Here is an 18,118-nt window from a genome sequence, read left to right on the forward strand (position 1 = left end):
CCACCATGGCATCGTGCTCCGTGGCATCGTCCGGCAGCGGATCGCCCTTGTAGGGCAGGCGCAGATCGAGATCGGCACCGGCTTCGGCAAGCGCGGCACCAACCTGGCCGAGGCCGGTATTGTCGTAGTTCTGGACCACCAGCACCCGCATCGCAAAACCCTGCTGACATGAAAATGACGCCACGAGCGATATCATGCCGCCCGCGTTGCAGCCAAGATGCGTATCCCAGGAGAAAACTATGCCACTGCAGAACCGGGTCGATCCGTTCGGCGCCATCCATGCCGTGCCCGAGCGCGGTCTGTTCACCGGCAATCGCGGCATCATCCACGATCCCGAGACCAAGACACTGTTGAAGAAGCGCTGGGCGCTTCAGGCATGGATCATCTGCGTGTGCCAATTCCGCAATGTGCGGCGCGAGCCTATGGGCCGCAACCGTGCCGGCGGCAAGGCAGGCTGGACCGAGCTGTTCTTCCTCGACGAGGTGACGGCGCTGACCGCGGGGCATCGCCCCTGCTTCTTTTGCCAGCGCGAACGGGCCAAGGATTTCGTCGGCCGATTCGGCAAAGCTTTCGGCATCGTCGAGCCACGGGCGCCGCAAGTCGACAAAAGGCTGCACAAGGAGCGGTTGGCTTCAGGGGGCAAACGTCCGACTGTGGCGATGGGCGAGCTGGCCGACCTGCCAGACGGCGCGGTGATCGCTACTGGCGGCAACACCTATGCCTTGCGCCACGGCAAGGCGTTGCAATGGTCCTTTGCCGGATATCGGCCACCCGCCGACCTTGGCCAACTGGAAGACAAGGCGCTTGTACTGCTGACGCCAGCGACAACGCTCAATGTCCTCCGGCATGGCTTTCGTCCGGTGTGGCATCCCTCCGCCGAGGCTTGACGCCGGCGGTCGGCTCGCTCATTCCTCGGCCATGCGCGCCAATTACAAGATGCAACGCCTGTTCGTGCCTGACGATCTCGGCCCGGAGATCGAGTTCGACGCCGGCCAGCAGCAAAGCCACTATCTCCTGCATGTGCTGAGGCTGGGCGAAGGCGCCGAGATCCTGGTGTTCAATGGCCGCGACGGCGAATGGTCGGCGGCCATCGCGGCAAAGACGAAAAGAGCGGTGCGGCTGAAAGTGCTGGTGCTGCAACGGCCGCAGCCGCCCCTGCCCGACCTCGTCTATTGTTTCGCGCCGCTGAAACAGGGCCGGCTCGACTATCTCGTGCAGAAAGCGGTCGAGATGGGCGCCGGCGTGCTGCAGCCGGTGATCACCCAGCATACGCAAGTGGCCAAGCCGTCCATCGATCGGTTGCGTGCCAATGTCGTCGAGGCCGCCGAACAATGCGGCATACTGGCGGTGCCGGAGGTGCGCGAAGCGGAAAAGTTCGACCGTCTGCTGACCGGCTGGGACAGAGAGCGGCGGCTGATCTTCTGCGACGAGGACGCTTCGACCAACAATCCTCTTTCTGCCTTGCAGGCGGTAAAGGAAAGGAAGCTCGGGCTGTTGGTTGGGCCGGAGGGCGGCTTTTCCGACGACGAGCGCAAGATGCTGCGCGCCCTGCCCTTCGTGACCGCCATTCCGCTCGGCCCACGCATCCTGCGCGCCGATACCGCAGCTGTCGCGGCACTTGCGGTGATGCAGGCAACTGTCGGAGACTGGTAGGGGGTCATTTCTTGCAAGAGGCGGTCCCGATCGTAGCATTCAATTCCTCTTGACCTCTGGCTCAGGATTTTTCGCTTGATCGGCTGCTGACATTTCGTCCATTTACCGCCGGCGGCCCCTTCAGCCGCTTTTGAGGGCTTGATCATGGCGCGCGACACAACCGATTTCCGGCCGATCGAACACATCGACGAACTCGTCGAGCACCTGGCCGAAGGCAACAAACCGCGCGACAAGTGGCGCATCGGCACCGAGCACGAGAAATTCCCCTTCTATGTCGATGGCAACGCGCCCGTGCCCTATGGCGGCGAGCGCGGCATCCGCGCCATCCTCGAAGGCATGCAGCACAAACTCGGCTGGGATCCGATCATGGACGACGGCCGCATCATCGGCCTGGTCGAGCCGACGGGCCAGGGCGCCATCTCGCTCGAACCGGGCGGCCAGTTCGAGCTGTCCGGCGCACCGCTGGAGACGATCCATCAGACCTGCCGCGAAGGCAATGCGCATCTGGCGCAGGTGCGCGAGATCGCCGAGCCGATGGGTATCCGCTTCCTCGGCCTCGGCGGCAGCCCGAAATGGTCGCTGGCCGAGACGCCGAAAATGCCGAAGTCGCGCTATGAGATCATGACCCGCTACATGCCCAAGGTCGGCACCAAGGGCCTCGACATGATGTATCGCACCTGCACGATCCAGGTGAACCTCGACTTCGAGAGCGAAGCCGACATGCGCCGCAAGATGCAGGTGTCGCTGAAGCTGCAACCGCTGTCGACGGCATTGTTCGCCAATTCACCGTTCACCGAGAGCCACCCGAACGGATTGCAAAGCTGGCGCGGCGACATCTGGCGCGACACCGACAACCAGCGTTCCGGCCTGCTTGAATTCTGCTTCTCGCCCGATTTCGGCTTCGCCGATTATGTCGAATGGGCGCTCGATGTGCCGATGTATTTCGTCATTCGCGACGGCCGCTATCACGACATGACGCACATCACCTTCCGCCAGTTCATGGCCGGTGCCGCGCGCAATGAGGTGCCGGACGGCCTGCCCACCATGGGCGACTGGGCGAACCATCTGTCGACGCTGTTCCCCGATGTACGGCTGAAGAGGTTCCTGGAAATGCGCGGCGCCGATGGCGGCCCGTGGCGGCGCATCTGCGCGTTGCCGGCTTTCTGGGTCGGTTTGCTCTACGACGAAGCGGCGCTCGGCGCGGCCGAGGCGTTGACCTCGAGCTGGACGTACGAAGAAACGCTGGCCATGCGCAACGCCGTGCCGGAACTCGGCATCGGCGCGCCCTTCCGCAACACGACGCTGCGCGAGATCGCGCGCGACGTCATGGCCATTTCGCGCACAGGACTGAAGAACCGCGGCAAGAAGAACCGCGACGGCTACGACGAAACCTCGTTCCTCAACACTTTGGACGAAGTGGTGGCGCGCGGCACGACCAGCGCCGAGGAGATGCTTTCGGCCTACCACACGCGCTGGGGCGGCTCGATCGAGCCGGTATTTATGGAATACGCCTATTAACCGCTAGCCGTCGCGGGGGCAAAAGCCGCTTCAATCGGGCGTTGAAACGAATTAGGCTCTCTTCCGAGGAATTCAGGAGGAGAAGCCGATGCCTACCTTGTTCGACATGCTGACGCAGGCCCAGAACGGCAACGGCATGCAGGCGCTTGCCCAACAATATGGGCTTTCGATGCAGCAGACACAGGCAGCGGTGGCAGCACTGCTGCCGGCCTTTTCGCAGGGCTTGCAGCGCAACACCGCCGATCCTTACGGGCTCGGCGCCTTTATGACGGCGATGGCAAGCGGCCAGCACGCCAAATATTTCGAGGACGCGACCCGCGCCTTCTCGCCGCAAGGCGTCGATGAAGGCAATGGCATTCTGGGACACCTGTTCGGCTCGAAGGACCTGTCGCGCGCCGTGGCCAGCCAGGCGGCGCAAGCGAGCGGCGTCAGCCAGCAGGTCCTGCAGCAGATGCTGCCCGCGATCGCCTCGATGGTGATGGGCGGACTGTTCAAGCAGACGACCAATCAGATGCAGGCCACCGGCGGTTTCGGCGGCGGCGGCAACAATCCGCTTGGCGAGATCATCGAGCAGATGATGCGGCAAGGCGGCATGCAGGCGCCACAACAGCGCCAGGCGCCGCCGCCTCAGAACCCGATGGACAACCCGCTCGGCAAGGTCTTGCAGGACATGTTTGGCGGCGGTGCGCCGCAACCGCAAAGCCAGCCGCAGCCGGCGCCCAATCCCTACGGCGACAACCCGCTCGGCAAGGTGCTGCAGGACATGTTCGGCGGCGGCACACCGCAGCCACAAGGCCAGGCTCAACCGCAACCCCAGCAGACACAGAGCCCCTACGGCGACAATCCGCTTGGGAAGATTTTTGAGGAGATGCTGCGCGGCGGCGGCGGCTTCGGCATGCCCGGCGGCCAGCCGGCGCCGCAACCTCAGGCACCGCAACAGCGCCAGGCACCGCAGCCGCAGGCCAATCCGAACGGCAGGCCGAGGAACCCGTTCGACGATATCTTCGGCAAGATGTTCGAGACCGGCGCCCAGCAGCGCGACGACTACCAGAAGGGCGTGGAAACCATCTTCGACCAGTTCAAGCGGGACATGGACCGGCGGTAGGCAGGGCCGCACGGCTCCAAAAGAAAAGCCCGGTCCTTGGGAGGACCGGGCAACGTGCAGGCAGGCCGGCGGGGAACCGGCAGGGAGTGGGGAGCCTGCATAATCCTTGGTCGCGCTGAACCCTGAAAAGGTTCAACAGGACCGAAACTGAATCAATCAGGCCACCTGGCGGGCGAGATCCTCGATCGTTTCCACGCGATCGCTGGCAATCTGACGCAAGATCACCGTCGGATCGCGGCCGAACGGCACATCGATGGCGACATGCAGGTCGGCGCGTGTCAGGCCGATATCGGCGAGCTCGGCATCCGACATCTCGCCAAGGCGATAGAAGGCGCGGCGATTTTTCCAGGCGCGGTAGACGTTGGAGACGGTATTGGCCACGCGCGTCGCAACGGCCGGACGCGAGGTGATGCGCGAGGTCTCGGTGGCGAAATCAAACGTGGTCATTGTCGGTCTCCTTCAGACTCGAACGGACAAAACCCGACGATCGGCGCTGGCAACAGCGGCCGTTCCGGCTTCGATTCACATGCCTTCATGTGGACAATACCAATTTGCCATCAGCCGATTGATTAATCCAACGAATGTTTCTAATCTTTAGCATCAACACTAGTGATGGATCACGCCGATGAAAGCGCCGCTCGATCTCGATCAGTTGCAAACCTTCATCTCGATCGCCGATACCGGCAGCTTCACGCGGGCAGCTGAAGAGGTGCACCGCACCCAGTCGGCGGTGTCGATGCAGATGCGCCGGCTGGAGGAGCGCATCGGCAAGCCGCTGTTCGAGAAGGAGGGGCGCAACAACAAGCTGACCGAGGAAGGCGACAAGCTGCTCTCCTATGCCAGGCGGCTGCTCTACCTCAACCGCGAAACGCTCGCCGCCTTCGACGACCAGCGGCTCGAAGGCACGATCCGCATCGGCACGCCGGACGACTATGCCGACCGTTTCCTGCCGGAGATCATGGCACGCTTCACGCGCTCCAATCCCCGCGTCGAACTGACCGTCATCTGCGAGCCGACGCCGGGGCTGGTCGAGCATATCAAGCGCGGCAATCTCGACCTGGCGCTGGTGACGCACAATGATGTGCGGGGCCAGTCGGAAGTGGTGCGGCGCGAGCCGCTGCTGTGGGTCAGCTCGGCCAACCATGCGACGCATGAACAGGTGACGCTGCCGATGGCCTTCGGCCGTCCGAACTGCATCTGGCGGCGCGCCGCCGTCGATGTGCTGGACCAGCAGAACCGCGACTACCGCATCCTGTTCACCAGTTTCTCGGCGACCGTCATCACCGCCGCCGTGCTCTCGGGCCTGGCGATCTCAGTGCTGCCGGAATGCGCGCTCAGACCCGGCATGCGGGTGCTGGGCGAGGCCGACGGCTTCGGCGCCCTGCCCGACTGCCGCATCGGCATCATGCGCGGCCAGACCTCGCGGCCGGAGATCGTCGATGCGCTTGCCCGCCACATCTCGGAAAGCCTGGACAACATCTCGGTGCCGCTTGGCGAGGAGACGGGAACGTTCGACTTCGCGGCCCTCGCCTTCGCCAAGATGAAGCGGACCAGACCGAACCAGATCCTGCCGGGCTGGTAGGAAAGAATTACGCGCGCATCGACGCTGGTCCGCTCTGGATGGGCGACAAGCCCGGCAAGAGCAGCAACTGGGCAGGCTCGAGCGGCGGCGCCAGCAGGTAACCCTGCATCTGATGGCAGCCCATGCCGACGAGCAGCGCCTTTTGCTCCTCGGTCTCGACGCCCTCCGCGGTAACTTCGACATCGAGCGCTATCGCCAGGTCAATCAACGCCTTGACGATCGCGGCGGAACTGGAGTCTTCGTCGAGAAGGCGCACGAAGGAACGGTCGATCTTGAGCTTGTCGATCAGGTGACGGCGTAGGTAATTCAATGATGAATAGCCGGTGCCGAAATCATCGAGCACCACGCCAACGCCCGATCGGCGCAAGGCCTCCAGAGCCATCCTGGTCGTGTCGTTATTTTCCAGAAGCACGCTTTCGGTAATCTCGAGCTGCAATCGCGCCGGCGGCAGGCCGGTCTCGGCGAGGATCGACGCGACCTGCTCGGCAAAACCTGCGTCGCGCAGTTGCAGCGGCGAGACGTTGACGGCCACCCACGGCAATTGCGTGTCGGCTGCGAAGCGGCAGGCCTCGCGCAGCACCCATTGGCCAAGCTCGCCGATCATGCCGCGTTCCTCGGCAATGGCGATGAACTGTTGCGGCGGCAGGGCGCCATGAATCTCATGCGCCCAGCGGATCAGCGCCTCGGCCCCGACGATCGTCCTGCCGTCGGCGGCGAAAATCGGCTGATAGGCCAGCTTGATCTCGGTCCCGCCACGGAGGGCGCGACGGAGCGCATTCTCGACCTTGCGCTTGCGCAACAACAGGTCGTCCATGTCACCGGCGAAGACCTGATAGCGGCCGCGGCCATTCTTCTTGGCTTCGTAGAGTGCAATATCGGCCTTGCGCAGCAGATCGTCGGCATCGACTTTTGGACCCGACGCCAAGGCTATGCCGATGCTGGCGCTGACGAAGACCTGGTCATCCATCAGCCGGAAAGGCTCCTGCAATTTCCGCAGCAGCCGTTCCGAAATATCCTCGGCCACCCTGGTGTCGCGAATATCGACCAGGATGATCGCGAACTCGTCGCCGCCGAGCCGCGCCACCGTATCGATCTCGCGGATCGTCCTCTGCAGCCTGGCCGCTGTCTGGCGCACGAGTTCGTCGCCGGCGGGATGACCGAGCGTATCGTTGACATGTTTGAAGCGATCTATGTCGAGATAGAGGAGAGCCGTCCTTGCCGTATCGCGCCCGGTCGTGAGCAAAGCCCGTCGCAGCCTATCCTCGAAAAGCGCCCGATTGGGGAGCCCCGTCAGCGTATCGTGAAAAGCGAGATACTGTGCGTCCGCCTGACTTGTCTGCAGCGCCAGCGATGTCCGGCGCAGGCGCCGCAAGAGAAAAGCCAGCGCACCGGCGGCAAGCAGCATGCCGGCGATCAATGCCGGGCCGGCCTTGCGTATCAGTGTCAGACCGGGGCGCTCCTGATCCCAGCCGATATAGCCGAGAATGACACCGCGCGAATCCATCAGCGGAATGGCAGCCGAGCCGACCGATTGCGACAGAGGCAGCAGATGGGCGCCATCGAGCAGATATTTTTCGGCGATCTTGCCGATGACGGCAGCGTTGATGAACTCCACCGAGAGATGCAGATATTCGCTTCCCGGCACCTGGGTGACCCGATCCGAACTCGGCACCAGCGGCATGACACTGAGGATGGCGGGCTTCCCGTCAAGCGACACCAGGTCCTCGGCGACCAGTTTGGCCGGGCCGCCTGATGCGTTCTCTTTCGGCGGTTGCGCGATCAGCTGGCGCAGCTTCTCGATGGTCGGCAGCAGCGCGGGCTCATCCGCACCATAGACGGAAGCCGGCACCACCTTGCCTTCCTGCATGGCGTGGATCGGACGGTTGACATCATCCAGCACATAGACCCGGTTGTGGCCGTAGTAGGAAGACATCCAGACGCTGAGGTTTTCGGCCATCCACGCCTGATTGCCCGATTTGGCGTTGGTGACGGAATCGTCCCAGACCGCGACACTTTCCTGCTCGCGCTCGACGGCGGCGATCTGGTCCTGCAAGCCGTTGGCGAAGAATATCTTTTGGCGCTCCAACGAAACGCGGTCAGCCTGCACGGCGGCGTAGAAGCCGAAGCCCACGACCATGACCAGTGCAAAAGCGGCAAGCGCCAGCACGGTCAGCGTGACCTGATACGTCAGTGGGCTGCGATGTGCGCGTGCGCTCATGCGTCCTTGGCCAGCTTCGTTGGGCGCAGTCAACCAAACCAGCCTTAAGATCGCGTTATAACATCTGGGCAGGCACTGGCGCCTTGACGCGGGAGCCCAACCGTCCCCCAATCGGCCGATGAGCGACGCAGCATCCGAATCACGCACCAACGCCACCGAATATACGGTGAGCGAGATTTCCGGCGCGCTGAAGCGCACGGTCGAGGACGTCTTCGGCAATGTGCGGGTGCGCGGCGAAATCTCCGGCTATCGCGGCCCGCATTCCTCCGGCCATGCCTATTTCGCGCTGAAGGACGACCGCGCCCGGCTTGACGCCGTGGTGTGGAAAGGCACGATGAGCCGGCTGAAATTCCGTCCCGAGGAAGGGATGGAGGTGATCGCCACCGGCAAGCTCACCACCTATCCCGGCAAGTCCAACTACCAGATCGTCATCGACAATCTGGAGCCGGCCGGCGCCGGGGCGCTGATGGCGCTGCTGGAAGAGCGCAAGCGCCGACTGCAGGCGGAAGGGCTTTTCGAGGCCGGCCGCAAACGCCGGCTGCCCTTCATGCCGCGCGTCATCGGTGTCGTCACCTCGCCGACCGGGTCCGTCATCCGCGACATCATCCACCGCATCAAGGATCGATTTCCGCTGCATGTGCTGGTCTGGCCGGTGCGCGTTCAGGGTGAGACATCAGGCGTGGAAGTGACCAACGCCGTCACCGGTTTCAACGCACTGGCATGGGACGGCGCTATCCAGCGCCCTGATCTCTTGATTGTCGCGCGCGGCGGCGGCAGCCTGGAGGATCTGTGGGGCTTCAACGACGAGGGCCTGGCCCGCGCCGTTGCCGCCTCCGGCATTCCGGTGATTTCCGCCGTCGGCCACGAAACCGACTGGACACTGATCGACCTTGTCGCCGACGTGCGGGCGCCGACACCGACGGGCGCCGCCGAAATCGCGGTCCCGGTGAAGGCCGACCTCGAAGCGACGCTGGCCAGCCTTGGCGCACGGCTCAAGGCAGCGGTGCTGCGCAATTTCGAGCGCAAGCGGCAGGCTGCCCGTGCGGCAGCGCGCGCTCTGCCCTCGCCCGATCAATTGCTGGCGCTGCCGCGCCGGCGCCTCGACGAGGCGACATCGAGGCTCGGCCGCGGCTTGTCCGTCAGCGTCGATCGCAAGCGGGCGCGGCTCCAGGGCCAAAGGCTGACGCCGGCCACGCTGTCGCGGCGCATAAACGAGGCGCGCACGCTGACCGGCCGCGATCTCGCCCGGGCGCAAGCGGCGTTCTTTGCCATCGTGCGTGAGCGCCGCACGCGCTTTGCGCGCACCGCGACGCGGCTGTCGCCGGCACCGATCGCGCGCCGCCAGAAACTGCAGGCCGACACACTGGCGGCGCTCGCCAGGCGGCAAGACCGGGTCATCTCGCTGCGGCTCGAGCGCCTGCGCGGCCAGTTGAGCCAGGCCGAGCGCCTGCTGACCACGCTTTCGCACAAGGCCGTCCTGGCGCGCGGCTTCGCGCTGGTGAAGGATGCCGATGGCGCCGTCATCAAGCAGGCGGCTGACGTGGCATCGGGGATGGCGCTTTCACTGGAGTTCGCCGACGGCACGGCGGATGCGGTGGCAACCAGCGGTGCGGCGCGGCCGAAGCCGGTTGCGAAGCCTGCGACCAAGACCAAGGAACCTGGCAACCAAGGCTCCCTATTCTGAGACACCCATGACCGATAGTTCGCATCACCGGAAAACGCCGTCAGGCAAACCGCGCGCCCGAAGCTTTGGGATCGGTTTTGACGGCACGCCGGGCTCGTTTAACGCCATCACCGATGTGCCCGGCGTCGCGGTCGGCTATGCGACGCTGATTTCAGGCGATGGCGCGCTGGTGGTCGGCAAGGGACCGGTGCGCACCGGTGTCACCGCGATCCTGCCCAGGCCACTTGCTGATCTGGCCACGCCGGTCTTCGCCGGTATTTTCAGCCAGAACGGCAATGGCGAGCTGACCGGCTCGCACATCGTCGAGGAAACCGGCGCCTTCAACTTTCCGATCACCATCACCAACACCCATTCCTGTGGTGTTTCGCGCGACGGCACGCTGCGCTGGATGCAACGCGTGCTGCCGGAGGCGCTCGACAGCGGCTGGGGCCTGCCGGTGGCGGCCGAAACCTATGACGGCTTCCTCAACGACATCAACGGCCACCATTTGACCTTTGAGCATGTGGCTCAGGCACTTGACTGTGCCGCTAGCGGCGCGATCGAGGAAGGCAGCGTCGGCGGCGGCACCGGCATGATCACCTTCGGCTTCAAGGCCGGCTCGGGGACGGCTTCGCGTGTCGTTGAATGGCAGGGCCAAGCTTACACGGTCGGCGCGTTCGTGCAGTCGAATTTCGGCAAACGGCGCAATTTTACCCTTCGTGGCCTGCGCGCTGGGCTCGAACTCGCGGAGCCGGCGATACGCGAAGGCACGCCACGTGCCGAAAAGGGTTCGATCATCGCCGTCATCGCCACCGATGCGCCATTCCTGCCGCACCAGATGAAGCGGCTGGCTCGCCGCGTGCCGCTTGGCGTCGCCATGACCGGCGGCTTCGGCTACCACAGCTCGGGCGACATCTTTATCGCCTTCTCGACCGCCAACCCTGCCGCGGCGCTGGCGCCGTCGGGCAGGCTCGCCAATGCCGACTTCATTCCCGATACAGACATCGATCCGTTTTTCGATGCCGTGATCCAGACCGTAGAGGAATCGATCCTCAACGCCCTGATCGCCAATAACGACATGACCGGCCGCGACGGCAATTTCGTGCCGGCGCTGCCGAAGGTGTGGCTGAAAGAAAAGTTCGGCTGAGACGAAAAACGCGGGCCGAAAGGCCCGCGCATTCAAACCGAGTGGCCGTTAAAATCTATTCCGCTGCCTTGCTGGACGCCTGCTGGTGCTCGTCTGCCTCGGCTGCTTCCTCGAGCCGGGACGCAATGAGTTCCTGGATATCACCGACTTCTTCCTGGATGTCCTCCAGGGGAATACCGACTTCCGCAGCCTTGGCGGCGCATTCCTTGGCCAATGTCTCGGCCTGCTTGTCGATTCTGGCCTGGGACTGGCAATGGACCTTTTCGCCGATCCATCCCCGCAAGAACTCGATCGCGTGTTCACTCATACTGCTGTTCCCTGGCGGCAAAGCCGGTTGGTAATCATAAACGTCGGCATCCCGCAAAGGATGCATTCTCCCATTCCAGCCGAGTCGCGGCCGCCCGGCAAGTCAATGCCGTCCAGGGTCCACAGAGCTGAAGGAAATCGAGGGGTGAAAAACATTTTCTGATTCTGAAGGACTGTACCGTTGGCGGGATCTGGCCCGCTCCGAGCAATTGCTTCTACCTTTTACGGCTTTCAGTCCGTTTAGTAATCTCAATGGCTGTCGCTACAGCCGCCTTTTGACGTTTCGCTTCTAGGCGCGAGCCAGCGAAGCCGCCGGTATATAGTGATATCCTCATCCAATGTCGACTCCTCCCAACGGTGCCCACAGCTTGCACCAAAGTCGCACCCCTGCGCACCCCATCAGAAGGTCTCGACCCAGGGCCTGAGCTCCATTTCCCAGGTCCAGGCGCTGCGGTGCTGGCGATGAATGGAAAGATAGGCTTCGGCGATCGCATCCGGTGACAAACGGCGATCCGGCGGCCCGGACTCCTGTCCGGACGCGGCCGAAGCGATGCCGCCGTCGATGATGAAATGCGCGACGTGGACGTTCTTCGGCGCCAGTTCACGGGCCATGGACTGCGCCAGCCCGCGCAAGCCGAATTTGGGCATCGCAAAACCGGCGGAGCCGGCGAACCCCTTTACGCTGGCCGTCGCGCCGGTGAAGAGGATCGAACCCGAGCCCAGAGCGACCAGCCGTCGGGCCGCCTGCTGGCCGACCAGGAACCCGCCATAGGCGCCAACCAGCAAAGCCTGCCGGACCGCCTCTGGATCGAGCTCGGCTACCGGCCCACGGGCACGGCCGCTGGCGTTGAAAACGACCAGCGAAAGCGTGCCGGCCTTGTCGGCGACATCGAACAGACGCTCGACCGATGCGGGGTCGGAGACATCCGTTGCCACCGCTTGCGCGCCGGTCTCAGCCTGCAAGGCACTGAGTTTCTCGATATTGCGCGCGGCCAGAACGACGCTGAACCCTTCCTTCGCCAGAAGGCGCGCCAGCGAGGCGCTCAGGCCGGAGCCCGCACCGGCGATGACGGCGACATTGGATGTCATGAGACCTCTCCTTCTTTCAACGGGACTGCGATCGATGGCTGGCGAATGAGCTGTCTTGAAACTTGCCGGATCAGCACGGCGACGGCAACGCGCAAGCCAAGAAAAAGGCCGGGCGCGAAAACGGCCCGGCCAAAAAGAAGGTCATAACCTTCAGAGGGGAACACCGCTCGGTGAAATGGGAGGAAAACACCGAACGGATTTTTCTCTTTTGGACCGATTCTCGGCTAGATACGACGAACGATTTTCTAAAAATTGGCCAGGATGGCAAAAATCCTGTCCTTTCTTGGCCAAAGGCTCAGCCAACCCGGCTTTCCCTTTCGAGCAGATCGGCATAGTGGCGCCGCGCGACGTCGGGATGCGAGCGCAGCCGGCTTTTCAGCACATTGGTTCCGACATCGCGAAACAACGGATTGTCCGGATCGCTGGCCGGCCCGCGCGCCTGCGCCGCCAATTCCTCGGAAAGGCCAAGCAGCGGGATCGTCGCATCGAGCCTGGCGCTGAAGAAGAACGGCACCGAAATGCGCTCGACGCCGGCGGGCGGCGTCACCACACGATGTACGGTTGCGCGCAAATAGCCATTCGAGGCCAGTTCGAGCAATTCGCCGATGTTGACGACGAGCGTGCCGGGAATGGGGTCCACATCCACCCAGGTACCGTCATAGTCGACTTGCAGCCCCTTATTGTCATCCTGGAGCAGCAGCGTCAGGAAACCGCCGTCCTTGTGCGCGCCGACACCCTGGTCGCCGCCGGTCGCATCGCGGCCGGGGTAGCGCACGATCTTCATGCGATGGTTGGGCTCTGCGCTGTAGATCGGGTCGAACGCGTCCTCGGGCTGATCGAGCGACAGCGCGAAGGCCTTCAGCAGCCGGATCGCCACGGCCGTGGCCTTGCTTTGCCACGCGAGCAGCGCCGGTTTGAGATCCGGCAGCGCCGCGGGCCACTGGTTCGGGCCCTGCAGCCGCGTCCAGGCGGGAATTCCCGGCCCTTGCGCGATGGCCTGGCGCTCGACGCCGATGTCGAGTTGTTCGCGCCAGTCCTCCTTGCCCTTGGTCAGTTCGCCGCCGGCGCGGGTGTAGCCGCGGAACTGCGAGGACTTGACCATCTCGATCGCCAGCTTGTCAGCCTCCGGCAAGGCAAAGAACTGGCGCGACGCGGTAAGCACCTCGCTGATCTCCGCCCAGGAGATGCCATGTCCGGCCAGATAGAAAAAGCCGATGTCGCGCGAAGCGGAGCGCAAGTCCGCCAGAAATGTCCGGCGTTCCGACGCGCCTTGCTCAAGACGGCTCAGATCGAGCACAGGCACTATTCTGGGCATATCAGGCTCCTTTCCTGGCGCGTTCAGGGCGTTGCTTGAAATCTCCGCCCGGAAAACCCAGCCGATTGAACATGCAGGCACTTTTTCGCGACCGAAGCCGCCATAACGCGCGCAAGTCTCATCGACTTCAGATTGCCGGGAAAGAAACGATCAGCCCTTCGTTGCGGCCGTGACGAACAATTTTTCCATTCGCAGGGGCAAGCGGATGATGATCGCGATCAGACCGGCGCTGGGCGCGGCCAATCGCGCTTAACCCTGCTGGGTCCGTTGCCGTCCAACCGGCGTGCGTGAAAGATCGGCGGCATCAAAAAACCTGGCGTCTATGTCACACCAGCATTTCCTCACTCGTCATGGGATTGGCACCAACAGAAGGAAGCCAACCATGACCGCAAAAATCGACCTCTTCGCCGCCGCCCCTGTGCTGATGAAGAACTGGCAGCGCTTCTCGATCGAGCTCTCCGCAGCCGCCAGCCTTGAGCACAGCCTCACCGAACTGGTGAAGCTGCGCGCCTCGCAGATCAATGGCTGCGCCAACTGCATCAATCTCCATGCCACCGAGGCGCGCGAGAACGGTGAGACCGAGCAGCGCATCTACCTTTTGCCGGCCTGGCGCGAGGCACCCTGCTACAGCGACCGCGAACGCGCGGCACTCAACTGGACAGAGGCCTTGACCCGCCTGTCGGAAGGTGCTGGCCATGCGAGCGCCTACGAAGAGCTGAAGGCGCATTTCACGGAGGAGGAGCAGATCAAACTCACCTTGACGATCAACATCATCAACGCCTGGAACCGCATCGCTGTCGGTTTCGGCCTGTATGCCGATCCGGCGGCCGTGAAGGCCGCCCGGGTGGCCGCAGCCTGATGACGGGCACGGCGGACGACGATGCCGCAGCAGGCTTCGGCCCGCTGCGCCCCAAGCTCATGCGCGTCGCCTACCGCATGCTCGGCTCGGTGTCGGACGCCGAGGATGCCGTGCAGGAGGCCTTCATCCGCTGGATGAAGGCCGACCGCAGCGCGGTGCGCGAGCCCGAAGCCTTCCTGCGCCGCACGGTCACGCGTCTCTGCCTCGACCAGCTCAAATCCGCGCGGCACAAACGTGAGACCTATGTCGGCCCCTGGCTTCCCGATCCCGTGGTGGAAGAGGACGAGCTGGAAGACGTCACCTTGCCGCTGATGCTGGCGCTGGAGCGCCTGTCTCCGCTCGAGCGCGCCGCCTTTCTGCTGCACGATGTGTTCGGCTTGGGATTTGACCAGGTCGCGGCAGCCGTCGAGCGCGCCGGCGGCCTGCCGTCAGCTGGCGGCCCGGGCACGCGGCCATGTCCGCGAGGCGCGGCCTCGCTTTGCGGTGGAAAGACAACACGGCCTCGAACTCGCCGAGGCCTTTTTCACGGCGTCGCGCAGCGGTGACATGAAGGCGCTTGGCGCCATGTTATCAGCCGATGTCATTGCCCATGCCGACGGTGGCGGCAAGCGTCCGGCGGCCACCGAGCCGGCCCTGGGTTTCGATGCCGTGATGGCGCAGTACGAGCGTGTGGCGGCTTGGTTGCGCACGCATGCCTCGAAACTTGTCCGCGTCGGTTTCATCAACGGCTTGCCGGGGTTCGTCACCCTGGAAGCCGATGGCGAACTCCAGACCACCGCACTCGACATCGAGGACGGGAAGATCGCGGCGATCTATGTCGTGCGCAATCCCGACAAGCTCAGGCACCTCCACTAAGCGTCAAGCCAATCCGAACTTCTCCACGGCGCGCATGATGCCGCGCAGCTCGGCGAGGCCTTTCAGCCGGCCGATCAACGAGTAGCCGGGATTGATCTTCTTCTTGCCGATATCGTCGGCGAGCAGGTGGCCATGGTCCGGCCGCATCGGGATGCGCCAGTCGGCACGGCCCTCCTTGCGGCGGCGCGTCTCCTCCTGCATCAGGGCCAGGATGACATGCGCCATGTCGGTACCGCCCTCGAGATGCTCGGCTTCGTAAAACGAGCCGTCCTCCTCGATAGTGATGTTGCGCAGATGGACGAAATGGATGCGGCCGGCGAATTCCTTGACCATGGCGACAATGTCGTTGTCGGCGCGCGTGCCGTAGGAGCCGGTGCAGAAGGTCAGGCCATTGGCCGGGCTGTCGACGGCGTCGAGGATGAAACGCGCATCCTGCGCGGTCGAGACGACGCGCGGCAGGCCATAGAGCGAGAAGGGCGGGTCGTCGGGATGGATGCACATGCGCACCCCTTCCTCTTCCGCCACCGGAATGATCTCGCGCAGGAACCAGGCAAGATTGTCGCGCAATTCCTTCGGCCCGATCCCATCATATTCCGCCAAAGCCTCGCGGAAACTGTCGCGGTCGTACTTGCGCTCGGTCGCTGGCAGGCCGGCGATCAGGTTGCGCTCGATCTGGTCGATTTGCTCTGACGTCAGCGCCTTCAGCCGCTTCTCGGCCTCGGCGATCCGCGCCGGCGTATAGCTGGCAGCGCCGTTCTTGCGTTGCAGCACGAACAGATCATAGGCGGCAAAGTCGATGGCATCGAAACGCAAGGCGTAGCCGGTTGTTGGCAGGCGATGCATGAGGTCGGTGCGCGTCCAGTCCACCACCGGCATGAAATTGTAGCAAACTGTTTTGATGCCGGCCTTGGCGAGCGTGCGGATGCTGTCGCGATAGTAGCCGGCATAGCGCTCGCGTTCGGGCGCGCCGATCTTGAAGGAATTGTGGACCGGGATGCTTTCGACCACCGACCATGTCAGGCCGGCGGCCTCGATGATACGCTTGCGCTCGAGGACATCGGCTTCGGGCCAGGCTCGGCCATCGTAGATATGATGGAGCGCAGAAACCACGCCCGTGGCGCCAGCCTGTCTGACATGATCGAGTGTCACCGGATCATCCGGACCATACCAGCGCCAGCACTGTTCCATTACCGCTTTCCTTTTTGCGAGAGACCGGCAACCTATTGTTTGACTACGATGAGTGTCAAACTCAGAACGAGATTTTCGATAGCGCATGAAGGAGCTTCCGCGATGAAGGATTTCGACGGCAAGGTGGCATTGGTGACGGGGACAACCGGCATCGCGCTCGCCACCGCAAGACGGCTGGCGCAGGGGGGTGCTGCGATCATCGCCTGCGGCATCGACCGGGCCGCCAATACCGCCATGCAGGAAAGCCTTGCCAAAACCGGAGCGGATGCGCTGGTGCAAACGGTTGACGTCTCCGTTTCCGACCAGGTGCGCGACGCGATCGCGGCCGGCGTCGCGAAATTCGGTGGCATCGATGTCATCGTCAATTCCGCCGCGGTGCATCCCTACGGAACCGCGACGACGACCGATTGGGAAACCTGGAACCGGGCAATGACGGTCAATGTCGGCTCGATCTATCTGACCGCGCATTTCGGCATCCCGGAAATGATCAGGCGGGGTGGCGGCGCCATCGTCAATGTCGCCTCGGTGCAAGGTTTCGCCTGCCAGCAGAACGTCGCCGCCTATGCCACGACCAAGGGCGCCATCCACACGCTGACGCGCTCGCTGGCGCTCGACTACGCAGCATCAGGCATAAGGGTGAATTCGGTGAGCCCCGGTTCGATCCGCACGCCGATCCTGGAGAAGGCCGCGCGCGGCGACAATGGCAGCGATGCCGATGTCGAAGAGGCCTACATGCGCTTCGGCGCGGCGCATCCGCTTGGCCGCATCGGCGAGCCCGAGGAGGTGGCGGAACTCATCGCTTTCCTGTGCTCGTCAAAGGCCGGCTTCTGCACCGGCGCCGATTACAAGATCGATGGCGGTCTGACCGCCGGCATCGGCGTGAAGTAGAGCCATCGAGATCGGCCCTGGCCTTTACGCCGGCGCGATGCTCAGGGGTTTTGGGGGCGCAGCGTCCGCAAGGTGATGGAGTAGCGATGCTCGGCAAGCGGCGGGATGCTGTGCTCCCATTGTGTGCGCGAAGGGCCGGTCATGAGATAGACCGACCTTGGCTCGACGACGATGGTCCGGCGCTCCCATTTGTCGCCGCTCTTTCGCCGCAGCCGGAAGCTGCAGGGCGCCAGCAGCGAAACGCCGGCGACATCTTCGAAATGCGGCTTGTCGCGATGCCAGCCGATACCAGCGCCCGGCCGGTATTCATTGATCAGCACCTGCGCGAAAGCCTCGACGGGCCGGCGCGCAAAGGCCGCGACCCTTTCGCGCAAAGGCAGCAGAAAGTCGGGAATCGGCAGCGCCTCGACCACTTCGCGCCGGTCATAATCGTAGCGCAGGCCAAACCCGACGACACGCCGGTTTGCAAGATAGCCGTGGAAATCAAACGCCTGGAACGGCAGTCCCTCAAGATGCCGGGCGAGCTCCGTCTCTTCATGCGGCGTGATCAATCCGGGCTGGTAGGCAAAACCTTCGGGCAGATCCTCCGCGGCACCAAAGAGATCATGCTGGAATGCCGAAGTGTGGCCGATGGCTTTCGATTTGAGCTGCGACATCCCGCCTAGATGGTGAACGCAGGACTGCAAGGCAATATCCAGCCGCTCTAGCGTACGTGACAGCGGCGGCAATGGC

The 18,118-nt window shown here is 63.7% G+C and carries 16 protein-coding genes and 2 pseudogenes; 10 read left to right on the top strand and 8 right to left on the bottom strand.

The window, feature by feature from the left end; all coding sequences use genetic code 11:
- Positions 1-151: pseudogene (locus AC1DX0_RS08690) on the bottom strand (GMP synthase); the annotation flags it as partial.
- A gap of 88 nt (positions 152-239) precedes the next feature.
- Between AC1DX0_RS08690 and AC1DX0_RS08695 the strand changes: the two are divergent.
- The 4 genes from AC1DX0_RS08695 to AC1DX0_RS08710 all read left to right on the top strand — a co-directional run bounded on the left by AC1DX0_RS08695 (position 240) and on the right by AC1DX0_RS08710 (position 4,276).
- Positions 240-887, top strand: a complete 648-nt coding sequence (locus AC1DX0_RS08695) for a hypothetical protein (RefSeq protein WP_477222467.1) — start codon at positions 240-242, stop codon at positions 885-887.
- A gap of 31 nt (positions 888-918) precedes the next feature.
- Positions 919-1,653, top strand: a complete 735-nt coding sequence (locus tag AC1DX0_RS08700) for a 16S rRNA (uracil(1498)-N(3))-methyltransferase (protein WP_477222468.1) — start codon at positions 919-921, stop codon at positions 1,651-1,653.
- 144 nt (positions 1,654-1,797) lie between these two features.
- Entirely contained in the window at positions 1,798-3,171 is a 1,374-nt protein-coding gene (locus tag AC1DX0_RS08705; protein WP_477222469.1) for a glutamate--cysteine ligase, read from the top strand.
- Positions 3,172-3,259: 88 nt separating this feature from the next.
- Entirely contained in the window at positions 3,260-4,276 is a 1,017-nt protein-coding gene (locus tag AC1DX0_RS08710) for a DUF937 domain-containing protein (protein WP_477222470.1), read from the top strand.
- Positions 4,277-4,432: 156 nt separating this feature from the next.
- Here the strand turns inward: AC1DX0_RS08710 and AC1DX0_RS08715 are convergent, their stop codons facing one another.
- A complete protein-coding gene (locus AC1DX0_RS08715) occupies positions 4,433-4,723 on the bottom strand; it encodes a DUF1127 domain-containing protein (protein ID WP_172233599.1) in 291 nt (96 codons plus the stop codon).
- A 178-nt stretch (positions 4,724-4,901) separates the two neighbouring features.
- Between AC1DX0_RS08715 and AC1DX0_RS08720 the strand changes: the two genes are divergently transcribed.
- Entirely contained in the window at positions 4,902-5,858 is a 957-nt protein-coding gene (locus tag AC1DX0_RS08720) for a LysR substrate-binding domain-containing protein (RefSeq protein WP_477222471.1), read from the top strand.
- 7 nt (positions 5,859-5,865) lie between these two features.
- On the opposite strand, the gene AC1DX0_RS08725 is transcribed toward AC1DX0_RS08720, so the two are convergent.
- Positions 5,866-8,076 carry a bifunctional diguanylate cyclase/phosphodiesterase gene (locus AC1DX0_RS08725; protein ID WP_477222472.1) on the bottom strand — a complete coding sequence of 737 codons (2,211 nt, stop codon included), beginning with the start codon at positions 8,074-8,076 and terminating at the stop codon, positions 5,866-5,868.
- Positions 8,077-8,194: 118 nt separating this feature from the next.
- Between AC1DX0_RS08725 and xseA the strand changes: the two genes are divergently transcribed.
- On the top strand, positions 8,195-9,760 hold the full coding sequence (gene xseA / locus AC1DX0_RS08730; RefSeq protein ID WP_477222473.1) for an exodeoxyribonuclease VII large subunit: 1,566 nt from the start codon (positions 8,195-8,197) through the stop codon (positions 9,758-9,760).
- A 7-nt stretch (positions 9,761-9,767) separates the two neighbouring features.
- On the top strand, positions 9,768-10,886 hold the full coding sequence (locus AC1DX0_RS08735; RefSeq protein WP_477222474.1) for a DmpA family aminopeptidase: 1,119 nt from the start codon (positions 9,768-9,770) through the stop codon (positions 10,884-10,886).
- A 55-nt stretch (positions 10,887-10,941) separates the two neighbouring features.
- On the opposite strand, the gene AC1DX0_RS08740 is transcribed toward AC1DX0_RS08735, so the two are convergent.
- From AC1DX0_RS08740 to AC1DX0_RS08750, 3 genes are all read right to left on the bottom strand, one after another.
- A complete protein-coding gene (locus tag AC1DX0_RS08740) occupies positions 10,942-11,193 on the bottom strand; it encodes a DUF768 domain-containing protein (RefSeq protein ID WP_172233607.1) in 252 nt (83 codons plus the stop codon).
- Positions 11,194-11,591: 398 nt separating this feature from the next.
- Positions 11,592-12,281 (bottom strand): SDR family NAD(P)-dependent oxidoreductase, encoded by a 690-nt coding sequence (locus AC1DX0_RS08745; RefSeq protein WP_477222475.1) that lies wholly within the window; start codon positions 12,279-12,281, stop codon positions 11,592-11,594.
- Positions 12,282-12,576: 295 nt separating this feature from the next.
- Entirely contained in the window at positions 12,577-13,596 is a 1,020-nt protein-coding gene (locus AC1DX0_RS08750) for an isopenicillin N synthase family dioxygenase (RefSeq protein WP_477222476.1), read from the bottom strand.
- A 382-nt stretch (positions 13,597-13,978) separates the two neighbouring features.
- On the opposite strand from AC1DX0_RS08750, the gene AC1DX0_RS08755 reads away from it, so the two are divergent.
- Both AC1DX0_RS08755 and AC1DX0_RS08760 read left to right on the top strand, forming a co-directional pair.
- Entirely contained in the window at positions 13,979-14,455 is a 477-nt protein-coding gene (locus AC1DX0_RS08755; RefSeq protein ID WP_477222477.1) for a carboxymuconolactone decarboxylase family protein, read from the top strand.
- Positions 14,455-15,310 (top strand): annotated as a pseudogene (locus tag AC1DX0_RS08760) (sigma-70 family RNA polymerase sigma factor). Before AC1DX0_RS08755 ends, AC1DX0_RS08760 begins: the two are co-directional and overlap by 1 nt.
- Positions 15,311-15,313: 3 nt before the next feature.
- On the opposite strand, the gene uxuA reads toward AC1DX0_RS08760, so the two are convergent.
- Positions 15,314-16,498: a mannonate dehydratase gene (uxuA, locus tag AC1DX0_RS08765; RefSeq protein ID WP_477222478.1), complete on the bottom strand. Its 1,185-nt coding sequence runs from the start codon at positions 16,496-16,498 to the stop codon at positions 15,314-15,316.
- Positions 16,499-16,600: 102 nt separating this feature from the next.
- Here uxuA and AC1DX0_RS08770 point away from each other — a divergent pair, with 102 nt between their 5' ends.
- The gene (locus AC1DX0_RS08770) at positions 16,601-17,386 is read left to right on the top strand and encodes an SDR family NAD(P)-dependent oxidoreductase (RefSeq protein ID WP_477222479.1); all 786 of its coding nucleotides are present in this window, start codon (positions 16,601-16,603) and stop codon (positions 17,384-17,386) included.
- Between the two features lie 41 nt (positions 17,387-17,427).
- Here AC1DX0_RS08770 and AC1DX0_RS08775 read toward each other — a convergent pair whose 3' ends face one another.
- Positions 17,428-18,042: an alpha-ketoglutarate-dependent dioxygenase AlkB gene (locus AC1DX0_RS08775; protein ID WP_477222480.1), complete on the bottom strand. Its 615-nt coding sequence runs from the start codon at positions 18,040-18,042 to the stop codon at positions 17,428-17,430.
- Between the last annotated feature and the right edge of the window lie 76 nt (positions 18,043-18,118).

The sequence above is a fragment of the Mesorhizobium sp. P3_A9 genome, from assembly GCF_056402975.1.